Origin of the sequence: Moritella sp. 5 (genome assembly GCF_018219455.1) — a bacterium.
GTDB lineage: Bacteria > Pseudomonadota > Gammaproteobacteria > Enterobacterales > Moritellaceae > Moritella.
In genome coordinates, this window is record NZ_CP056122.1 from 4430197 (window position 1) to 4448952 (window position 18756).

Genomic DNA, 18756 nt, shown 5'->3' on the forward strand with positions numbered 1-18756 from the left:
ATAAAAATTAAACTGACAGGCCAAAAAAGGTTTTGGCTGCAATGACATCTCGTTCTATTTGCTGACGAAGTACATCAAAAGATGCAAATTTCTGTTCGCCGCGTAATTTTTTCTTTAGGACAACCTCTAGCTGTTTGCCGTAAAGGTCACCATCAAAATTAAATAAATTCACTTCCAGTTGAGAGCACACGCCACCAACTGTAGGACGTTTGCCAATGTTTGCAACGCCCTGTATCGCATCATCACTGATACCTAACACTTCAACTACATACACGCCATTGATTGGGTCTACGCAGCGTTTAAGCGGTATATTAGCGGTTGGAAAACCGATAGTTCGCCCTAATTTAGCACCGTGAGATACTTTACCAAAAATACTGAATGGTCGACCCAATAGTTCGGCGGCTAAATCAAGTTTATCTTGTGCTAACGCGTCGCGGATCATGGTACTACTAACGCGTGCTTGAGCAACGCTAAAGGTATCCATGCTAACCACATCAAAGCCATACTTGGCGCCAGCAGCTTGCAACATAGCAAAGTCGCCCGTGCGCTTATGGCCAAAGCGGAAATCATCACCAACAACTAAATATTTAACGCCTAATTTATTCACCAATAACTGGGTAATAAATTCATCCGCTGATAGTGCTGCAAATTTTCTATTAAAATTAACACATAAAAGTTGATCAATATTTTGCTCTTTTAACGCTACATATTTATCACGTAACCGTGTTAATCGCGCAGGTGCTTTGTCGCCAATGATCATCTCTAGTGGCTGCGGCTCAAATGTCATTACCGTCGCAGGCAAATTCAATTGGTTCGCTTTTTCGATTAACTGTCGTAATACCGATTGGTGCCCAAGATGAACGCCATCAAAGTTACCGATAGTTAAAACACACCCTTGATGGTGTGGCTTCAAATTGTGAATGCCTCGAATCAGCTCCATGTCTTTGCCAACTATTCCACTAAAACGATAAATTATAACTTAGTCAACGCACAGGGTCAGCAACAATTTGTACTCAGTCGGTAATTTTAAAATGTCGCAGGCGTAAACCAAACACCAATAAAGCCATAAAATAGCTTATTACAGCTAATCCAAGTAAGCCTAACAAACATAAACTGCTGTCTAATAAACCCCACTCGTACCATTGCGACATATCTGGTTTAGCGTATTGTACTAAACCTGCCATCAAACCTGCAGAGACAAACAACTTCACCACGACAATACCGGTATCCCTATTAATCTTGTACACACCTTCCTTATGCAATCCCCAATAGAGCAAGCCTGCATTCAATGTCGCAGACCCCGCTGTAGCCAGCGCTAAACCAACATAACCAAATGGAATCGCTAAAATGATGTTAAAGCCCATATTACTGATCATGGCGATGATGCCAAACTTAACTGGCGTACGGGTATCTTGACGCGCATAATAACCTGGTGCCAATACCTTAATTAGCATAAAGCTAAGTAAACCAGAACCATAAGCCATCAAACTCATTGAAGCCATAGAGACGTCATCAGCGCCAAATTCACCACGCATAAACAATACTTTAAGCATTGGGCTGGCAAGCACTATCATGCCCATCATCGCCGGTGTTCCCAGTAATAGAACAACTCTTACCCCCCAATCCATAGTTAGTTTAAATTGGTTATCAGAGCGAGCAGAATGAGTTCGAGAAAGGGCTGGTAAAATAACGGTCGCGATCGCAATACCGAACAAACCAAGTGGAAATTCTAATAAACGGTCTGAGTAATACAACCAACTAATTGACCCTGTCATTAAGAAGCTGGCAATAAACGTATCAAACAATAGGTTAATCTGGCTCACTGATACACCAAACATTGCCGGTATCATTAGTTTTCTAATTTTTGTCACACCAGGATCTCGCCAACCCCAACGTGGTTTCACCAACATATTCTGTTTTGCTAAAAACGGAATTTGAAATAAGAACTGAATTGCACCGCCGATAAAAACCCCGATAGCGAGGCCAATTTCAGGCTGTTCTAAAGTTGGTGCAATGAACAATGCAGCGCCAATAATCGCAATATTTAAAAACACAGGCGTGAAGGCCGCAACAGCAAACTTACCCAAGGTGTTCAAAATTGCACCAGATAATGCGGTAAAAGTAATAAACCACAAATAAGGGAAAGTTATTTTTAGCATAAATGAAGCAAGTTCAAACTTGTGTGCATCAGGTCCATCGTTGAGCCAATCCACAAACCAACCCGCACCAAAGAGAATCGTGATTAATGGCGAACCGATTACCCCAAACAAGGTAACAATGGTCACTAATACCCCTAAGGTGCCGGATACTGAAGCGATCAATTGTCGTACTTTTTGTTTATCACCAGTTTGTTGATATTCAGTAAGAACAGGTACAAAAGCCTGTGCAAATGCACCTTCAGCGAAGAGTCGACGTAAAAAATTAGGAATTTTATTGGCAAAGAAGAAAACATCCGCTGCCGCACCCGCGCCCATTAGATTTGCAACAATAACATCTCGGACTAAACCTAAAATACGCGAGATCATGGTCATTGAACTGACGATAAGGCCAGATTTTATTAATTTATTACTCAAGAAATACCTTTTATGTCAATCAAACCCTGTTCGTGGGGCGCATTTGCTGCTAAAATATGTCCCACATCTTAACTGTCATTGCAGTTAGTTGCCAATATTTTGCCTGTTATTTACACAAAAAATATTGACAAATTTCGTTAGGCAAGGCATATTCCTCGCCTTTATAAAATTAACGTCTTTAGACATTTAGGAGTAGGACCTTGGCTAATATCAAGTCTGCTAAAAAACGCGCAATCCAATCTGAAAAACGCCGTAAGCACAACACTTCACGTCGTTCAATGATGCGTACACTAACTAAGAAAATTATCGTAGCTATCGCTGCTGGTAATAAAGAAGAAGCGACTGCTGCATTTGTTGCTGCACAACCGATTCTTGATCGTATGGCTTGTAAAGGCCTGATCCACGCAAACAAAGCTGCTCGTATTAAGAGCCGCCTTTCTGCTAAGATCAAAGCACTTTAATTATTGCTTTAATACGATAATGAAAAACCAGCTTCGGCTGGTTTTTTTATATCTAAAAAATATGATTTCAGTACTATTTCAACTTAATTCAACCTTTATCCACTAATTCTCTCTCAACTTCCACCTTATCTTTTGTTGTTGTCGCACAGACAAGTAAATAATAACCCAGTACCGCAGCCAATGTAGAGCCTATTAATATCCCCAAACGCGCCAGATCCGCCATCACCGGATCCATAAATGCTAATGATGTAATAAACATCGACATCGTAAAGCCAATTCCACACAACACTGACACCGCAAAAATTTGTTTAAAATTAATCCCCTCGGGTAATGTCGCAATTTTTAGCTTCACCGCTAACCAACTAATACTGAAGATCCCCAGAGGTTTGCCAATCAGTAGCCCTAATGCAACGCCTATTGGCAGTGCAGAGGTCATGTCACTAAACTGAATATTAGTTAACGGCACCCCCGCATTCGCAAATGCAAACAAGGGTAAAATATAATACTTCGTCCAAGGGTGTAGCCAGCGTGCCAACGTTTTCGCTGGAGAGTGTGGGTTTTCAACATCATTTTTATCATCTTTACGATACATCGGAATAGCAAAACCGATCACCACGCCAGCCAAAGTTGCATGTACGCCTGATTTAAGTACTGCCACCCACAATAACGCGCCAACAATAAGGTAAGGCGTTAAACTCATGATGCTGTAACGGTGCATTAGCCACAATATGCTAATACACGCGCACGCTAAACTCAGTGATAATACCGACATATCCACGGTATAAAACAAGGCAATAATAATGATCACACCGAGATCATCCATGATAGCCAGCGCCAATAAGAAAATTTTCAAATTAACAGGAACGCGTTCACCCAATAACGACAAAACCCCTAATGCAAAGGCGATATCGGTGGCGGCAGGGATTGCCCAGCCCTTGATTGCGTCTGGATTCGCGGCATTAAAACTTAAATAGACTAATGCAGGCGCTAGCATACCGCCTGCCGCAGCGATAATGGGAAAAAGAGATTTTTTACGACTCGCTAGCGCACCTTCAACAAGCTCTTGCTTTACTTCTAAACCAATAAGTAAAAAGAATACCGCCATAAGGCCATCGTTGATCCAATGACTGAATGATTTATTGATATCAATATCGGCGACGCGAACTTGGATCTCGGTATGTAAAAACTCCAGATACAAATCGGAAAAGGCGGAATTAGCAACAAGCATCGCCAATATAGCCGCAATGATAAGTAATACACCGCCTGAGGATTCAGTACGAAGAAATTGCGTTAAGGATTTATACAAATGAGCCTCCTTGCTTATTATCAGGGATTTGTATTCAATGAATAATCAACCACATAGATCAAGTATAGAAAATTCACAAAGATTTAACCTTTAAATTTGTTAATTTCGCTATATTGGTAGACATTAATCTTTATATTTAACTCATTTAGGTAATTATTAATGTCCTTAAAATCCCTAAAACAGCAGTTATTACCCGAATTAATGCAACTGGAGAAGTTAATCGAATTAGGCGGTAAACACTTACACAGTCAAATTTTGGCGCATGTGTCTTATAAAAAGTCCAGCTACCCCTTGTATTCAATCAGTATGGGATCAGAAGAACCCAATGTACCCGTCATCGCCTTTATTGGTGGAATCCATGGTGTAGAGCGTATTGGCACGCAAGTTATCTTAGCGTTGTTTGAGAGCCTCATTAGGCGATTAAAATGGGATCAATCACTGCATCAAGAACTCCGTCACGTAAAACTGCTATTCCTGCCACTCATGAACCCTATCGGTATGCTAAACAATAGTCGCGCCAATGGTAATGGTGTGGATTTAATGCGTAATGCACCGGTAGATGCTGTTGGCAATGTACCTTGGCTCGTTGGAGGGCAGCGCATTAGTAATATACTGCCTTGGTATCGTGGTAAAAAAGGCAAGGCAATGCAACCTGAATCCCGGGTATTGGTAGAACATATTCGCCAACAATTATTAACAGCCCCTTTTAGTATTGCGCTAGATTGTCATTCTGGTTTTGGTTTTGATAATCAGATTTGGTTTCCTTATGCTAAATCAAAACAACCTATTCCTCATCTCGCTGAAATATTTAAGCTGCGTAAAATGCTTATTGAAACCTATCCACACCAAGACTACATATTCGAACCACAAGCTCGTAACTATATGACACATGGTGATTTATGGGATTATCTATATGACCAATCACTGGAACTCAATACCATTTTTCTTCCACTAACGTTAGAAATGGGCTCCTGGACCTGGATCAAAAAGAACCCACTTCAAGTGTTCAAATCCAGTGGTATTTTCCATCCGATCCAGCCTCACCGAATTAAACGCGTATTACGACAGCATCATGTCCTAATGGAATTTTTGATCAAAGTAACTGGGTCTTATGCACATTGGTTACCGCAACTAAACAAGGAACGTAGCCATGCCGACGCAACATCACTCTGGTATACAGAATAGGACGTCATCAAGACAACATAGCAGCGCACTAACTTGGCTATTAGTACGAGGCCTATGTCGACAGCAGCAACACTGGGAAGACTTCCCCATCAAATTAGCGCAGCAGCTTAACAGTCAGGTGTTATGTTGTGACATTCCAGGTACAGGCACTGAATGGCAGCGGGTAACTCCCGCCTCCATCTCCGACATCACCCTGCAACTTAGACAACAATTTAGGCAGAAAAATCCTGATGTATCCTACCCTATCCGGTTATTAGGTATTTCTATGGGCGGTATGATCTGCACGGAATGGGCGAAGCGATTTCCTAACGAAATTGAACATATGGTTTTTATTAATACCAGTTTTAAACAATTCAGTCCTATTTATCAGCGTTTAAAATTTAGCAAACTCACCACCCTTATCCGCATATTATCCAGTACACCTTTACAGCAAGAACAACTTATTTTAAATATGACTAGTCATACCCAACATAATAATCACGCATTGTCTCAACGTTGGAGTCGTTATGCAGAGCTGCAACCCGTCAGCCGTCAAAACGCCTTGCGCCAGCTGTATGCTGCAAGCCGTTTTAGCCCCCCTCCGCTGGCACCCATTGAAAATATTTTATTACTCGCGAGTCAACATGATCAATTAGTTGATGTTCGTTGTAGTAGTGCTATCGCCGCACAATGGCACTGTCCAATCTACTATCACCCCACAGCAGGTCACGACTTACCTTTAGATGACAGTAAGTGGATCTGCGATAAAATATCGCGCTGGATCACACATCCAGTTCTGAGCAGTCACTCAACTGCCATATAAAACCACTAAAAATGTCACAGCAAGCTTCTATGATAACAACAAACAATAATCTAAAGGATGAAGATTATGCTCAACATAGAAGCGGAAATAAACCAACGTTATCCGGACTTTTTTCATAAAAAAAGTACCCGTCTCATTGCCAAACCTATGCTGGCAACACTTAGACTACTCTTTCATGAACGTGAATTACGCCAATTTGGTGAGACCTATGCACACCTCACAGGTATCGAGTTTATCGAACAAGTATTTGAGCACTTCAGCTTTAGTTACTCAGTTCGCCCTAACGAAATAGAACGTATTCCTGCAACAGGTAAAGCAGTGATCATCGCCAACCATCCGATCGGCACTCTCGATGGTATGGCACTGCTTAAAATGGTCAGTAAAGTCCGTCCAGACGTCAAGGTCGTGGCCAATGACATGCTTATGATCATCAAGCCAGTAAAAGATTATTTATTACCGGTAGATAACATGAATGGGGGGACCGCTAGCGACCGTTTACAAGCAATAAAAACGCATCTCAAGGATGAAGGTGTGATTATTATGTTTCCGGCTGGCGAAGTCTCACGTATTAGCCCACAGGGTGTAAAAGACGGTAAATGGCGTAATGGTTTTTTGCGTATTGCGAGCAGCGTCCAAGCCCCTATAATCCCCATTTATATCAATGCTAAAAATTCATTGTTTTTTTATAGCTTGTCCATATTATCAAAACCTATTTCGACCTTGTGGTTGATCCGTGAAATGTTTAAACACGCTCACAACTGCGTCTCAATCCGTATTGGCGAGCAGATTAATTATCAAACTTACCAGTCGCTAGATTTGCCCATCAATACTAAAACAGCATTGTTTCGTAAACATTTATACCGCTTAACCAAAGACAAACCATCGATTTTCAATACGCAGTCAGCCATTGCTCACCCAGAAAATAAAGCATTATTACGCAGTGAAATACACGCCTGCCAGAAGATCAGCGAAAGCCGTGATGGGAAGCAAATCTACTGCTACCGCCATCAAGCAAACTCCACCATAATGCGCGAAATCGGCAGATTAAGAGAAGAGTCATTTCGATTAGTGGGTGAAGGCACAGGCGAGCGTCGTGATGTAGATATCTACGATAATTCTTATGTCCACATTCTATTGTGGGATGATAAGAAGCTGGAGTTAATCGGCGCCTATCGCTTATTAGAAACGAATAAGATTGAGAGCATCAACGTAAAACAGCAACTCTATAGTGCCACGTTATTTGATTACCATGCAGCAATGACACCTTATTTGGCAACCGGAATTGAGCTGGGCCGTAGCTTTATTCAACCCAAATACTGGGGAACCCGCAGCCTTGAATACCTATGGCAAGGGATCATGGAATACATCATTCAACACAGTGGTTGTCGCTACTTGTTTGGTACTGTGAGTATCAGTAACAGTTACTCACAACCAGCGAAAGAACTTCTGGTCTATTATTATCAACATTTCTACGGCAACAATACCAATGTCGCGAGTGCCACTATGCCATTCCGATTGTCGGAAGAGGCAAATACACGTTTAACGGATTTATTTGCTGATGTCGATGCCGAAGAAGGTATGGCCATCCTAAAGGCCCAGCTCAACCACATGGGGTTTAGTGTACCGACACTCTTTAAGCAATATATCAAATTGTGTAAACCTGGTGGTGTGCAGATTTTTGATTTCAATATTGACCCCAGTTTTAATCATTGTATTGATGGTTTGATCGTATTAGACCTCGCTCAATTCACTGATAAAAACAAAAAACGTTTTAATGCACAAGCGCTGCAACTCGAACACCGCTAATAGTTCTTATCTACAACATCCCATTATCGCTGATATTAAGTCAGCGATAATTGCTTGTCTTTGGTAAATCCGATTTGTAACCCCTGCTAATCTATGTAAAGATCCTGCCCACGCAAATTAATGCACAATAATTAATGTACAACAATAAGAATAGGGCAGTAGTCGATGAAACAGTATCTTGATTTATGTACGAGAATAGTGGAAAACGGTGTTTGGGTTGAAAATGAACGTACCGGAAAACGCTGTTTAACCGTGATCAATGCTGATCTCACTTATGACGTAGCAAACAATGTATTTCCATTAGTCACCACGCGAAAAAGCTTTTGGAAATCAGCCATTGCCGAGATAATTGGTTACATCCGTGGTTATGATAATGCCGCAGACTTTCGTGCATTAGGTACCAAAACCTGGGATGCCAATGCCAATGAAAATCCAGTTTGGTTGGCAAGCCCACACCGTAAAGGTGAAGACGACATGGGCTATGTGTACGGTGCGTGTGCACGTAACTGGGTAAAACCACAAGGCGGTACAGTCGACTTACTACGCCAAATCATCGATGACCTATCAAACGGCATTGATAACCGCGGCGAGATTTTAACCTTCTTTAATCCAGGTGCATTTGAACTGGGTTGTTTACGTCCTTGCATGTACAGCCACCATTTCTCACTGCTCGGTGATACGTTATATCTAAACAGCACCCAACGTTCGTGTGACGTGCCCCTAGGCCTAAACTTCAACATGGTGCAAGTACATGTATTGCTAGCGTTGGTAGCGCAAATCACTGGTCATAAAGCCGGTCAAGCGTACCACAAGATCGTCAACGCCCATATTTATGAAGATCAGCTTGAATTAATGCGTGACGTACAATTAAAACGCGAGCCGTTACCACTACCAAAATTACACATAAATCCAAAAATTAAGACCCTAGAAGATCTAGAAACATGGGTGACATTGGACGATTTCGAGGTGACTGATTATCAGCATCACGATGTGATCAAATATCCATTTTCAGTGTAGCAATCATCGACAATAGTTAGAAATAGTCATATACCAAAATGGTATATGACTTAATATATCTACAACTAATGAATAAATTAAATTATTTATTCATTAGTTGCTTTGCACTACCATAGTAAAAATAATTTTCAACATAATCGATTAGTTTAATATTTTCTACTTTCCGAATCATCATTTATTTTTTTTGTAAATTATTTTACTTTTATCGATATCGTCTCTATTTCTAATAATATTAGGAATAGCTCGACAATAACTTTTCGATAAGCCTATATTTAATACTAAGTCTGAAACCATAATCTGCCCCTCAATCCCATCAAGATACCACTTTATTCTATCTCCTAATAAATAGGGTATACTCTCATGTCTTTCATTAAGAATTTTTATTTTATCACCGCATTCTATTACACCCTCATTAATAAATTGACCTAAATAACCACGCTTGAAAGTAATTTTTCGAGTGCTAACCAAGTGTTTAATTTTAACGCATGGCTCACAATGAAAAGTTAATCTAATTTTAGCCGAACCAGCTTGTATAACACTACCAGAGGGTAAAGCGTGTATATCAAAATCTTCATCAATAAGTATGTTCTCTTTAAGTTGTCCAGGTTCTAGCCCAAACTCTACTAGAACCGAACGAGGTAAAATTAATACTTGCCTCCATTCATGGCAAACATTATGACCATGAATTCCTTTTGAAGAAGTTATTAGTTTATCTTTCAACGTCATGTTAGCTTCTTGACTGCTTGATTTTATAAACAGCTTTTCTATCATGTAACATCCTTTTATTTAGGTTCTAAATATAATTAAAGACAAGGTCTGAGCGGTAAAGTATTATTCTCATAAGATAGTATTACATGAACAGCTCTCTTTATACTGCTCATGCTGCTTGATGTTATCAAGCATATCATCGACCTCTTCAATCAAAATACTAGCTATATCTTCCAGAATTTTTTCATTCATAGTGTAGTTTGGCAATTTATAAGCAAAGTGATACTCCTCTTCGACCCAAGTCTCAATTCCTGCTTCGTTGTGTTGTGCTTGAGCTTCAATCTTATCTAACGCATGTGCGATTTTAGATTCATAAGTAGAATTAGATTCGTACTCCCACCATAAATTATAAATATCGTCACCAACAAATGCAGGAAGGTTAACTCTTATTTTTTCTATCGCCTTCTTTTCACTTGCTTCTTTTATTTTTTTAGATTTAGCATTAGTTGAGGATTCTGTAATTGGCATATCACCAGCATAAATTTCAACTAAATCATGCACTATTATTATTTTCAAAAATCTTAAAACATCTAGTTTCTGGCTAATATAAGGGACGATCATAATCCCTAACAACGACATACGCCAAACATGATCAGCAACACTCTCCATTCTTCCATCAGATAAAGAACTATGACGTAATTCTTTTTTCAGCATTTCTGCATCGACCATAAATCGTCTAAGCATCATTGCAGTATCAATTGAGGTCATTGAGCCCCTTACAATAGAGTTTTCCATTTTATTTTTACGTTGTTCCATTTATATATCCAATAAATAATTGTATACACTAGAAAGCAGATGTATTAATTACATAATACAAAAAAAAATCCCTAATATATCAACTAGAATCTAAATAAAGTAACCTATTTTATTTGTATTTATAGATCACTAACTGCTAGAAGTGAACTAAGTTAGATTATCAAGCTGCATGTTTATGACCTTTAAATACAGCCGGGATAGAGAATGTTGTTTTCGCAGCACTTATAAAATCTGGTTTATGACCTAATATTTTTTCTGTTTTCTTCAATGAAGTGTCCCACATTTTTTTAAAACTTTTTGCGCCTACATTCTTAACGTCCATGTGCGCAAGGTGCAGAATATCTGAAGGGGCTTCTTTAAGCTCATAGTCGTAATGAGGTTTAGGTTTTATTCTAAAAGATATTTCAGTGTACGGGGCTTGTCTCGTGGCAGGAAAAAAACAAAAAGGCCCAAATCCAGTTACCCAAGATAACATTTCCCCATACTTAACCCGAATACCAAAACAATTATAACCCTCATGATCATTAGATTCGATAATGATGTTTTTGCATTTCCCAAGCGTATTAATCAATGTGCAAAGATCATAGACAGTTTTAACATTTGGGAATATCAGGGACAAAGTACTAATACCTTTTTTGTCTTTGTAAAAATTAATAGCCCGATCTATTTCATCAGGTTCTACACTTTCAAAAACCTCTTGATTCCATTCATATTTTTGCAAATCGTTCGCTGCAATTGCAGCAAATACACATCCCGAACGGCCCGATTGATAAAATCCAAGTTGCTCTGCTTTAATATCTTGCTCATTCATTAACTTATTACCCTTTATTTATAAATGTATATATGCACATACGTGAACAATGCATTGTTTCGCCATAAAACAAACCGGCAACACACAACACCAAAAGAAACCAAACACATAACACACTAGAAACATAAATACCCAATTAGGCATATTATTATACATTCACTCATGTTTCTTATACATTTTTACACACTTTTACACATTTAATTTTTGTATTTAAAGTAATTACAACGTGAGAACCCAAATTAATAGCTATATAACTAACTACCACATTTATCCCGATGAGGTATTATTTGCACAAAAAAACAAGCGTTATTTGGTCACACATGCATACATTTATTTTCTTTAAAGGATTTTTTAACGGTTAGATTGATATTTAAGTGGTCGCTAGGTGAGATAGGTGGGTTAAAGCTATGATTAAACATAGCTAATACGCTACTAATTCAGAGTAAAAAGTCTTGAATTCCCAGCCATTATTTTAATTTAACCTACGAACTTATCTCATATAAAAAAGAGATAGTTTACATTTTAAATTAACTTTAACACTAAGAACATAAATCAGGAGGGGAGCACTAACAATTAGAGTTAAAACTCTAATTGTTACGGGGGTATCTTAGTAAGAAACGCCTAAAATTAACTATTAACAGACAATTTTTTACAGCAACGCATAATTATTTGGCGTAACCAATTATGACCGAGATCCTTATCTTTATTTTGATGCCAATAGAGAGTGTAAACCATAGGGGAAAGTATCGTTGGTAACGGTAAAATAACAAGATCTAACTGCGTAGCCATCTCGCGAGTAAAGTGACTAGGTGCGGTCAAAACAAAGTCGGTACGAGTGCATAAGTTTGCCGCGTTATTGAAATCAGGAACATAAATAGCAATATCTCTAGCTAAATCTTTTTCAGCTAATTTGTAATCCAACAACCATAGGTCATTCTTCAGGCTGCGTACTTGTATATGCCGTTGGCGCAGATAGTTATCCTGATCCCAAGTTTGCTTCAGTAACGGGTGATTCTTACGGACTAAACAACCTTGAGAATCTTGACACAACTCATGGCTGTGAATACCTTTGGGGGGAATCAAGGTAGGCACCGCATCTTGTGGATTAAAATCTTTACCTATGATACCAAAATCAAGTTCACCTTTGCGTAATCGTTCAAACGTCTCACTATCCCAATTTTGATTATCAATAACAAGATGAGGAGCCTCTGAAAAAATATGGCCAAGAAACTCAGGTAATAAAAGTGGGTATGCATTTTCTACTACAGCCATTTTAAAGTGCCTTTGGCTCGTTGCAGGAACAAATGTCTTCGGAGCAGTGAGTTGTTCGATGTTAAATAATAGCGCCTCAAGTTGTGGTGCTAAATCAAGGGCATATTGAGTTGGCTTAATACCATATGCCGTACGAGTAAAGAGTGGGTCATCAAATTGTTCGCGCAATCGATGGAGGCTTTTACTAATTGTAGATTGGCTTAGATTCAAGCGATCAGCAGCATGAGTTACACTACGTTCATCTAGCAAAATATACAAACACACTAACAAATTAAGATCAAGCCGAGCCAACTTATCAAAAGACATAAAACCTCATATCACTTTATAAAACAAAGATATTCCATAGGTAAATAACTATACTGAATATAAACCATTTCTATTCATATCTTCAAGGATTTAAATTAGTAACATTATAATTTTTAGGAACATAATGTGATGCTTTCAATATCTTCTCATACTCGACTTGTTGCCCTAGTCGTTACTCTAGTCCTGTTTAACCCTTTAGCAATCGACATCTATCTACCGGCATTTCCTTTAATGGCTGAAGAATTTTCTGTCGATGTAACCCGGCTCCAAGATACCGTGACTTGGTTCATGTTTAGCTTAGGAGTTGGCCAATTATTAGCAGGTCCACTGGCCGACAGGTTCGGACGCCGTCCTATCGCATTAAGCGGCATACTGATCTACACTTTAAGTTCAGCTTTGGCGTATGTTGCTGATACTCTGGATTTACTCTTAATAGCTCGCTTATTACAAGGATTTGGCGCTTGTGCAACATCGGTAGCTGCATTTTCAGCAGTGCGCGACAGTTTTGGTCCAGAAAAAAGTGGACGTATGATTAGCTACCTTAATGGCGCTATTTGCTGTGTTCCAGTTTTAGCACCACTCTTAGGGGCTTGGCTGACATACCACTTTGGCTGGCGTTCTAACTTTAGCTTTATGCTAGGGTTTTCTGTCATTGCTGGTATTTTCGTCTTATTACACTTTAAAGAAACGAGGCCAAGCAGTATCGATATAGAAAAGACCCTATTCAGTTTTTCACGCTACTTTTCAATACTTAGAGAGCCTACTTTTCTGTATCACGCAACGTTATGTATGCTCGCGATGGCTGTTATTTTGGCTTATGTCACTTCAGCACCAGTGTGGTTAATGATGAAGTTAGGGCTCAATATGAACCAATTTATAGTGTGGTTCGGTATTAATGCGATACTTAATATCTTGTCATGCTTAATCGCACCTAAGTTCATGGATAGATTCGGGACTCGTCGTATCCTATATGCGGGATTCATTATTTTGGTAATTTCCGGTGCTACGATGTTTAGTCTAAGCGGTATCCAACAAGCATGGGCTTTTATGATACCAACATTTATGACATCGTTAGGTTTTGCATTTATTTTTGGAACCGCGGCAGGTAATGCTCTAGCTCCCTTTGGTGATCGCGCAGGAACCGCAGCCGCATTACTTGGCTTGTTTCAGATGAGCGGCGCAGGAGCAATGGTAAGTTTGACGCAACGTCTTGATCTGACAACACCTTTATTATTAACATTACACATGTTGTTATTTATACCGGGGTTAATTATTTTGTTATCGAAATTTGGTAATAAATGGCATATAGCCCAAGAAAATTAAGTGATAGGTTATCAGCATCATGATGCGATCAAATATCCATTTTCGGTGTAAACATACATAGATGATTAAAATAAAAAGGGGTTAACTAAATTTAGTTAACCCCTTTTTCATTCTTTATCTGCGTAAACCAATTATTTGTTTTGTTTACCTGCAAACAAAGTCGGCTTTTTGTAAGCAATAAACATAATAAGCGCACCTAAGAAGATCATCGGGGTCGATAGAATTTGTCCCATACTAATCAAATCAAAATACAACCCTAGTTGTGAGTCTGGTTGACGGAAGTACTCGGCAACAAAGCGGAAAATACCGTAACCTAATAAGAACAAACCAGAGATAGCGCCTACTGGACGCGGTTTACGTGCAAATACTTGTAAGATAATAAGCAGTAACACACCTTCCATTGCAAACTGATATAACTGACTCGGATGACGCGGTAAATCACCACCAGTGGGGAAGATCATCGCCCAAGGCACATCTGTCACTCGTCCCCATAACTCGCCATTGATAAAGTTACCAATACGTCCAGCCGCTAAGCCAAACGGCACCATAGGGGCAATAAAATCAGCAATAACAAAGAATGAACGCTGGGTTTTACGACCAAAATAAGCAAATGCTAACAATACACCAATCAGACCGCCATGGAATGACATGCCGCCATCCGTAATGCGGAATAAATACATTGGATCATCAAGGAATAAACCGAAGTTATAAAACAGCACATAACCAATACGACCACCAAGGATCACCCCAAGGAAACCGTAAAATAATAAATCACCTACTTCGTCTTTATTCCAGCTACTACCCGGCTTCGCTGCTTGTCGATTACCCATCCAATTAGCAAATAAAAAACCAAGTAAATACATCAACCCGTACCAGTAAACATGAATCGGGCCGATACTGATCGCAATGGGATCAATTTCTGGATATTGTAGATATGTCTGCGACATCATTGAGTTCCTGAGTAAAAGAAAGTGATCACCTATGCTAAGGCAATAAAATTACAAAATAACGTAAGCTATGTATTTATATATTAATACATTCGTTATTATTTATAAAATACACCTTACACCAAATGCTTGCCACAACATAGAATTAGCCGCAATAGAATCGGTAAAGTAAGATAAATTAAACCAAAGTATGAGAGAGATAAATTAGGAGTACTGGAATGGAAAAAAGTTCAGTGAATAAGTAATGCCTTTGCATTGAATCGTATAATAATTCAATGCGCAGGCACTATTTAACATTAACGTCGTTTACGTTTAATGTCTTTGCGTAAAAAAGGTAATGCCACTGGTGCAAACTCTTTCATAACACGACGATAAACGTCTTTTTTAAACGATACAACCTGACGTACAGGATACCAATAACTGACCCAACGCCAATCATCAAATTCGGGATGTCCTGTGCATTTGAAGTCGATTTGACTGTCATCCGCTTCCAGACGCAGTAAAAACCATTTTTGCTTTTGCCCAATGCAGACTGGTTTGCTATCCCATCTGACTAATCGCTTTGGTAATTTATATTTCAACCATGTTTTAGAAGTGGCTAGAATCGAAACATGTTTCGCTTTAAGTCCAACTTCTTCATATAGTTCTCGATACATTGCTTGCTCTGCAGACTCTCCATTATCTACACCACCTTGCGGAAATTGCCAAGAATGCTGCCCACAACGTTTAGCCCATAAAACTTGACCTTCACGATTACAAATTAGGATGCCTACATTAAGACGATAGCCATCGCTATCAATCACATTAGCACCTTAAGGGTAGAACTTAGTTAACTTGATTGTTTCATATAAATCAATGAGCAGCAAATTTACACCAGCAGTTTTACCAAAGATCCATTTACAAAGACAAAATACCGCCGATTTATCTCTAATTCAGAACTTCTGAGCGGCGTTGTTGAAATAACCCCCTTCTTTATAGAGAAGCAAGTATGATAGATATCTTAAAAGAAAACATGCAATGAAAGCAGAGTTCTACCTTTCACTCCAATATATAGACATTTACCTTACTCTCGATTGAGTAATAAAACACCAATATGCCAATAATATCTCTCCTCATCCACAATATACATAGTTATACACATTACATGTGTGGAAAAGTGATAGAAATAGCGATAAGTAGTCTTATTAATCGCGACTTTCGATATTTATTAACAAATGCAGGGGGGAAATAGCAAGTTATCCACCTTTTCTGTGGATAACCTTGTGAAGTGTTTACATTATTACCATTTAACATAATAAAAAAATGGTATAATTATCCACAAGAATAAAAACCCAAACAAAAGACGTTTAAAAACAATCACTTAAATTCAACGCTTCACTTGAAATATCTACGTAACATAAAAACGAGATTCACATCTCACTTTGTATGAAAAACGACCGTTAACAGCTAGATTTAAAAGTGTTATTCTGCTAAAAGAAACCTTGAGATATAAGAATAACTTGATATGCCTTCACTAATTAACGAACCCCGTGATATCAATGAGCTTATGGATCGCGCACAAGCCATTGCCGGATTCAACCTGCAACAAATAGCCGCATTACACCAACTCTGTGTACCCTATGATCTGCGTAAAGAAAAAGGCTGGATTGGACAACTCTTAGAGCTGCACCTTGGCGCTACGGCGGGCAGTAAACCAATTCAAGATTTCCCTGAGTTAGGGGTAGAATTAAAAACCATTCCAATTAATGCACAAGGTAAACCACTTGAAACAACTTTCGTCTGCGTTGCGCCCTTAACCGGTAATCACGGCATTACCTGGTCAACCTGTAATGTGGCTAATAAGCTAAAACAAGTGCTATGGATACCAGTACTCGGTGAACGCGATATTCCGGTCGCAGATCGTATCGTAGGCTCACCATTACTGTGGCAACCCGATGCACTTGAAAATATGCAATTACAAGAAGATTGGGAAGAGCTGATGGATATGATCGCACTTGGACAGGTAGAACAGATCACTGCACGTCACGGTAAGTATTTACAGCTTCGCCCTAAGGCAGCAAATAATAAGGTCCGTACAAAGGCGTATGGCAGCGAGGGAGAGATCATTCAGGTACGACCGCGTGGCTTCTATCTTAAAAAGGCCTTTACGCATCAGCTACTCAAAAAACACTTTAATATCTAATCTATCAAAATGTGATAATGATAAATCGCAGGCAAAAAAAAGGCCCGTCAGAAGACGGACCTTAAACTGCATGAAAAATGGATTATTTGCTTTTACGCTTACCCAATTTTTCTTTAATACGTGCAGCTTTACCAGTAAGACCACGTAGGTAGTATAGCTTAGCTTGACGAACATCGCCGTGACGCTTAACAGTGATGCTTGCTACCACTGGAGAATGTGTTTGGAATACACGTTCCACACCTTCACCGTTTGAAGTGATTTTACGAACTGTGAATGCAGAGTGCAGACCACGGTTACGTTTAGCGATAACTACGCCTTCAAAAGCCTGTAGACGTGATTTATCACCTTCAACAACTTTTACTTGTACTACAACAGTAGCACCAGGGCCAAAAGTTGGTAGATCTGTTTTCATTTGTTCTTGTTCGATCTGTGCAATTATGTTGCTCATTTTCTATACCCTAGAATAAACTGAAAAACTCTACTTTAACTCGCGACTTTCGCGAACGATCTCAACAAGAAGTTTTTCTTGCAGATCAGTCAGAGCTAGGTTACTTAATAAATCAGGTCGTCGTTCTAACGTTCGAGCTAAAGACTGTTTCTGTCTATATTGGCTAATTTTACTATGATTGCCACTAAGGAGAACCTTAGGAACAGCCATACCATCTAACACTTCCGGACGCGTATAATGTGGACAGTCTAAAAGACCATCTGCAAACGAATCTTGCTCCGCAGATGCCTGAGTGCCTAAAACACCAGGAATCATGCGTGAGACAGCATCAATCATCGTCATTGCTGCAAGTTCACCACCGGTTAACACGAAGTCACCGATAGACCACTCTTCATCAACTTCCGATTGGATGATACGCTCATCAATACCTTCATAACGGCCACAAATAAAAATCATCTTTTCATTTGTTGCCAACTCCAGTACACCAGCTTGATCCAATTTACGTCCTTGCGGTGAAAGATAAATAACTTTCGCCTCACCACCTGCTGCCTGTTTTGCTGCATGGATAGCATCTCGTAATGGTTGAACCATCATCAACATGCCAGGGCCACCACCATAAGGGCGGTCATCGACCGTCTTATGTTTATCGTGGGCAAAATCTCTAGGGTTCCAAGTTTGGAACTTAAGCAAGTCGCGTTTTATTGCTCGACCGATAACTCCTTGTTCAGTGATGGCATTAAACATCTCTGGAAAAAGGCTAATAACCCCTAACCACATACTAGCCTCCGCTGAC

At 39.4% G+C, this 18756-nt stretch carries 18 protein-coding genes; 7 read left to right on the forward strand and 11 right to left on the reverse strand.

The features are described 5' to 3' along the window. Positions 1-7: 7 nt before the first annotated feature. Both ribF and murJ read right to left on the reverse strand, forming a co-directional pair. Complete coding sequence (gene ribF / locus HWV01_RS19760) at positions 8-940, reverse strand: bifunctional riboflavin kinase/FAD synthetase (protein WP_211673144.1); 933 nt, start codon at positions 938-940, stop codon at positions 8-10. 73 nt (positions 941-1013) lie between these two features. Further along, a complete protein-coding gene (gene murJ, locus HWV01_RS19765; RefSeq protein ID WP_211673145.1) occupies positions 1014-2573 on the reverse strand; it encodes a murein biosynthesis integral membrane protein MurJ in 1560 nt (519 codons plus the stop codon). A gap of 200 nt (positions 2574-2773) precedes the next feature. Here murJ and rpsT point away from each other — a divergent pair, with 200 nt between their 5' ends. Then, complete coding sequence (rpsT, locus tag HWV01_RS19770) at positions 2774-3034, forward strand: 30S ribosomal protein S20 (RefSeq protein ID WP_019442312.1); 261 nt, start codon at positions 2774-2776, stop codon at positions 3032-3034. Between the two features lie 88 nt (positions 3035-3122). On the opposite strand, the gene nhaA is transcribed toward rpsT, so the two are convergent. Further along, entirely contained in the window at positions 3123-4340 is a 1218-nt protein-coding gene (gene nhaA, locus HWV01_RS19775) for a Na+/H+ antiporter NhaA (protein ID WP_211673146.1), read from the reverse strand. 159 nt (positions 4341-4499) lie between these two features. Between nhaA and HWV01_RS19780 the strand changes: the two genes are divergently transcribed. From HWV01_RS19780 to HWV01_RS19795, 4 genes are all read left to right on the forward strand, one after another. Beyond that, a complete protein-coding gene (locus HWV01_RS19780; RefSeq protein WP_211673147.1) occupies positions 4500-5525 on the forward strand; it encodes a M14 family zinc carboxypeptidase in 1026 nt (341 codons plus the stop codon). Continuing rightward, positions 5491-6327, forward strand: coding sequence for an alpha/beta fold hydrolase (locus tag HWV01_RS19785; protein WP_211673148.1), 837 nt, complete (start codon positions 5491-5493; stop codon positions 6325-6327). The genes HWV01_RS19780 and HWV01_RS19785 overlap by 35 nt, the downstream gene beginning before the upstream one ends. 66 nt (positions 6328-6393) lie before the next feature. After that, positions 6394-8133 (forward strand): GNAT family N-acyltransferase, encoded by a 1740-nt coding sequence (locus HWV01_RS19790; protein ID WP_211673149.1) that lies wholly within the window; start codon positions 6394-6396, stop codon positions 8131-8133. A 165-nt stretch (positions 8134-8298) separates the two neighbouring features. Then, positions 8299-9150 carry a thymidylate synthase gene (locus tag HWV01_RS19795; protein ID WP_211673150.1) on the forward strand — a complete coding sequence of 284 codons (852 nt, stop codon included), beginning with the start codon at positions 8299-8301 and terminating at the stop codon, positions 9148-9150. Between the two features lie 171 nt (positions 9151-9321). On the opposite strand, the gene HWV01_RS19800 is transcribed toward HWV01_RS19795, so the two are convergent. The 4 genes from HWV01_RS19800 to HWV01_RS19815 all read right to left on the reverse strand — a co-directional run bounded on the left by HWV01_RS19800 (position 9322) and on the right by HWV01_RS19815 (position 13063). Beyond that, positions 9322-9921, reverse strand: a complete 600-nt coding sequence (locus tag HWV01_RS19800) for an MOSC domain-containing protein (protein WP_211673151.1) — start codon at positions 9919-9921, stop codon at positions 9322-9324. A 66-nt stretch (positions 9922-9987) separates the two neighbouring features. Beyond that, the gene (locus HWV01_RS19805; RefSeq protein ID WP_211673152.1) at positions 9988-10674 is read right to left on the reverse strand and encodes an HD domain-containing protein; all 687 of its coding nucleotides are present in this window, start codon (positions 10672-10674) and stop codon (positions 9988-9990) included. A gap of 160 nt (positions 10675-10834) precedes the next feature. Beyond that, positions 10835-11485 (reverse strand): hypothetical protein, encoded by a 651-nt coding sequence (locus HWV01_RS19810; RefSeq protein WP_211673153.1) that lies wholly within the window; start codon positions 11483-11485, stop codon positions 10835-10837. Between the two features lie 627 nt (positions 11486-12112). Further along, complete coding sequence (locus HWV01_RS19815) at positions 12113-13063, reverse strand: LysR family transcriptional regulator (RefSeq protein ID WP_211673154.1); 951 nt, start codon at positions 13061-13063, stop codon at positions 12113-12115. A 129-nt stretch (positions 13064-13192) separates the two neighbouring features. Between HWV01_RS19815 and HWV01_RS19820 the strand changes: the two genes are divergently transcribed. Beyond that, the gene (locus HWV01_RS19820; RefSeq protein WP_211675923.1) at positions 13193-14386 is read left to right on the forward strand and encodes a multidrug effflux MFS transporter; all 1194 of its coding nucleotides are present in this window, start codon (positions 13193-13195) and stop codon (positions 14384-14386) included. 131 nt (positions 14387-14517) lie between these two features. On the opposite strand, the gene lgt is transcribed toward HWV01_RS19820, so the two are convergent. Next, positions 14518-15333: a prolipoprotein diacylglyceryl transferase gene (lgt, locus tag HWV01_RS19825; protein WP_211675924.1), complete on the reverse strand. Its 816-nt coding sequence runs from the start codon at positions 15331-15333 to the stop codon at positions 14518-14520. A 296-nt stretch (positions 15334-15629) separates the two neighbouring features. Next, on the reverse strand, positions 15630-16136 hold the full coding sequence (gene rppH / locus HWV01_RS19830; RefSeq protein WP_045108918.1) for an RNA pyrophosphohydrolase: 507 nt from the start codon (positions 16134-16136) through the stop codon (positions 15630-15632). A gap of 701 nt (positions 16137-16837) precedes the next feature. Between rppH and mutH the strand changes: the two genes are divergently transcribed. Beyond that, the gene (gene mutH / locus HWV01_RS19835; protein ID WP_211673155.1) at positions 16838-17515 is read left to right on the forward strand and encodes a DNA mismatch repair endonuclease MutH; all 678 of its coding nucleotides are present in this window, start codon (positions 16838-16840) and stop codon (positions 17513-17515) included. 82 nt (positions 17516-17597) lie between these two features. Here mutH and rplS read toward each other — a convergent pair whose 3' ends face one another. Next, positions 17598-17963 carry a 50S ribosomal protein L19 gene (rplS, locus tag HWV01_RS19840; protein ID WP_006033745.1) on the reverse strand — a complete coding sequence of 122 codons (366 nt, stop codon included), beginning with the start codon at positions 17961-17963 and terminating at the stop codon, positions 17598-17600. A 30-nt stretch (positions 17964-17993) separates the two neighbouring features. Further along, positions 17994-18740, reverse strand: a complete 747-nt coding sequence (trmD, locus tag HWV01_RS19845; RefSeq protein WP_211673156.1) for a tRNA (guanosine(37)-N1)-methyltransferase TrmD — start codon at positions 18738-18740, stop codon at positions 17994-17996. Between the last annotated feature and the right edge of the window lie 16 nt (positions 18741-18756).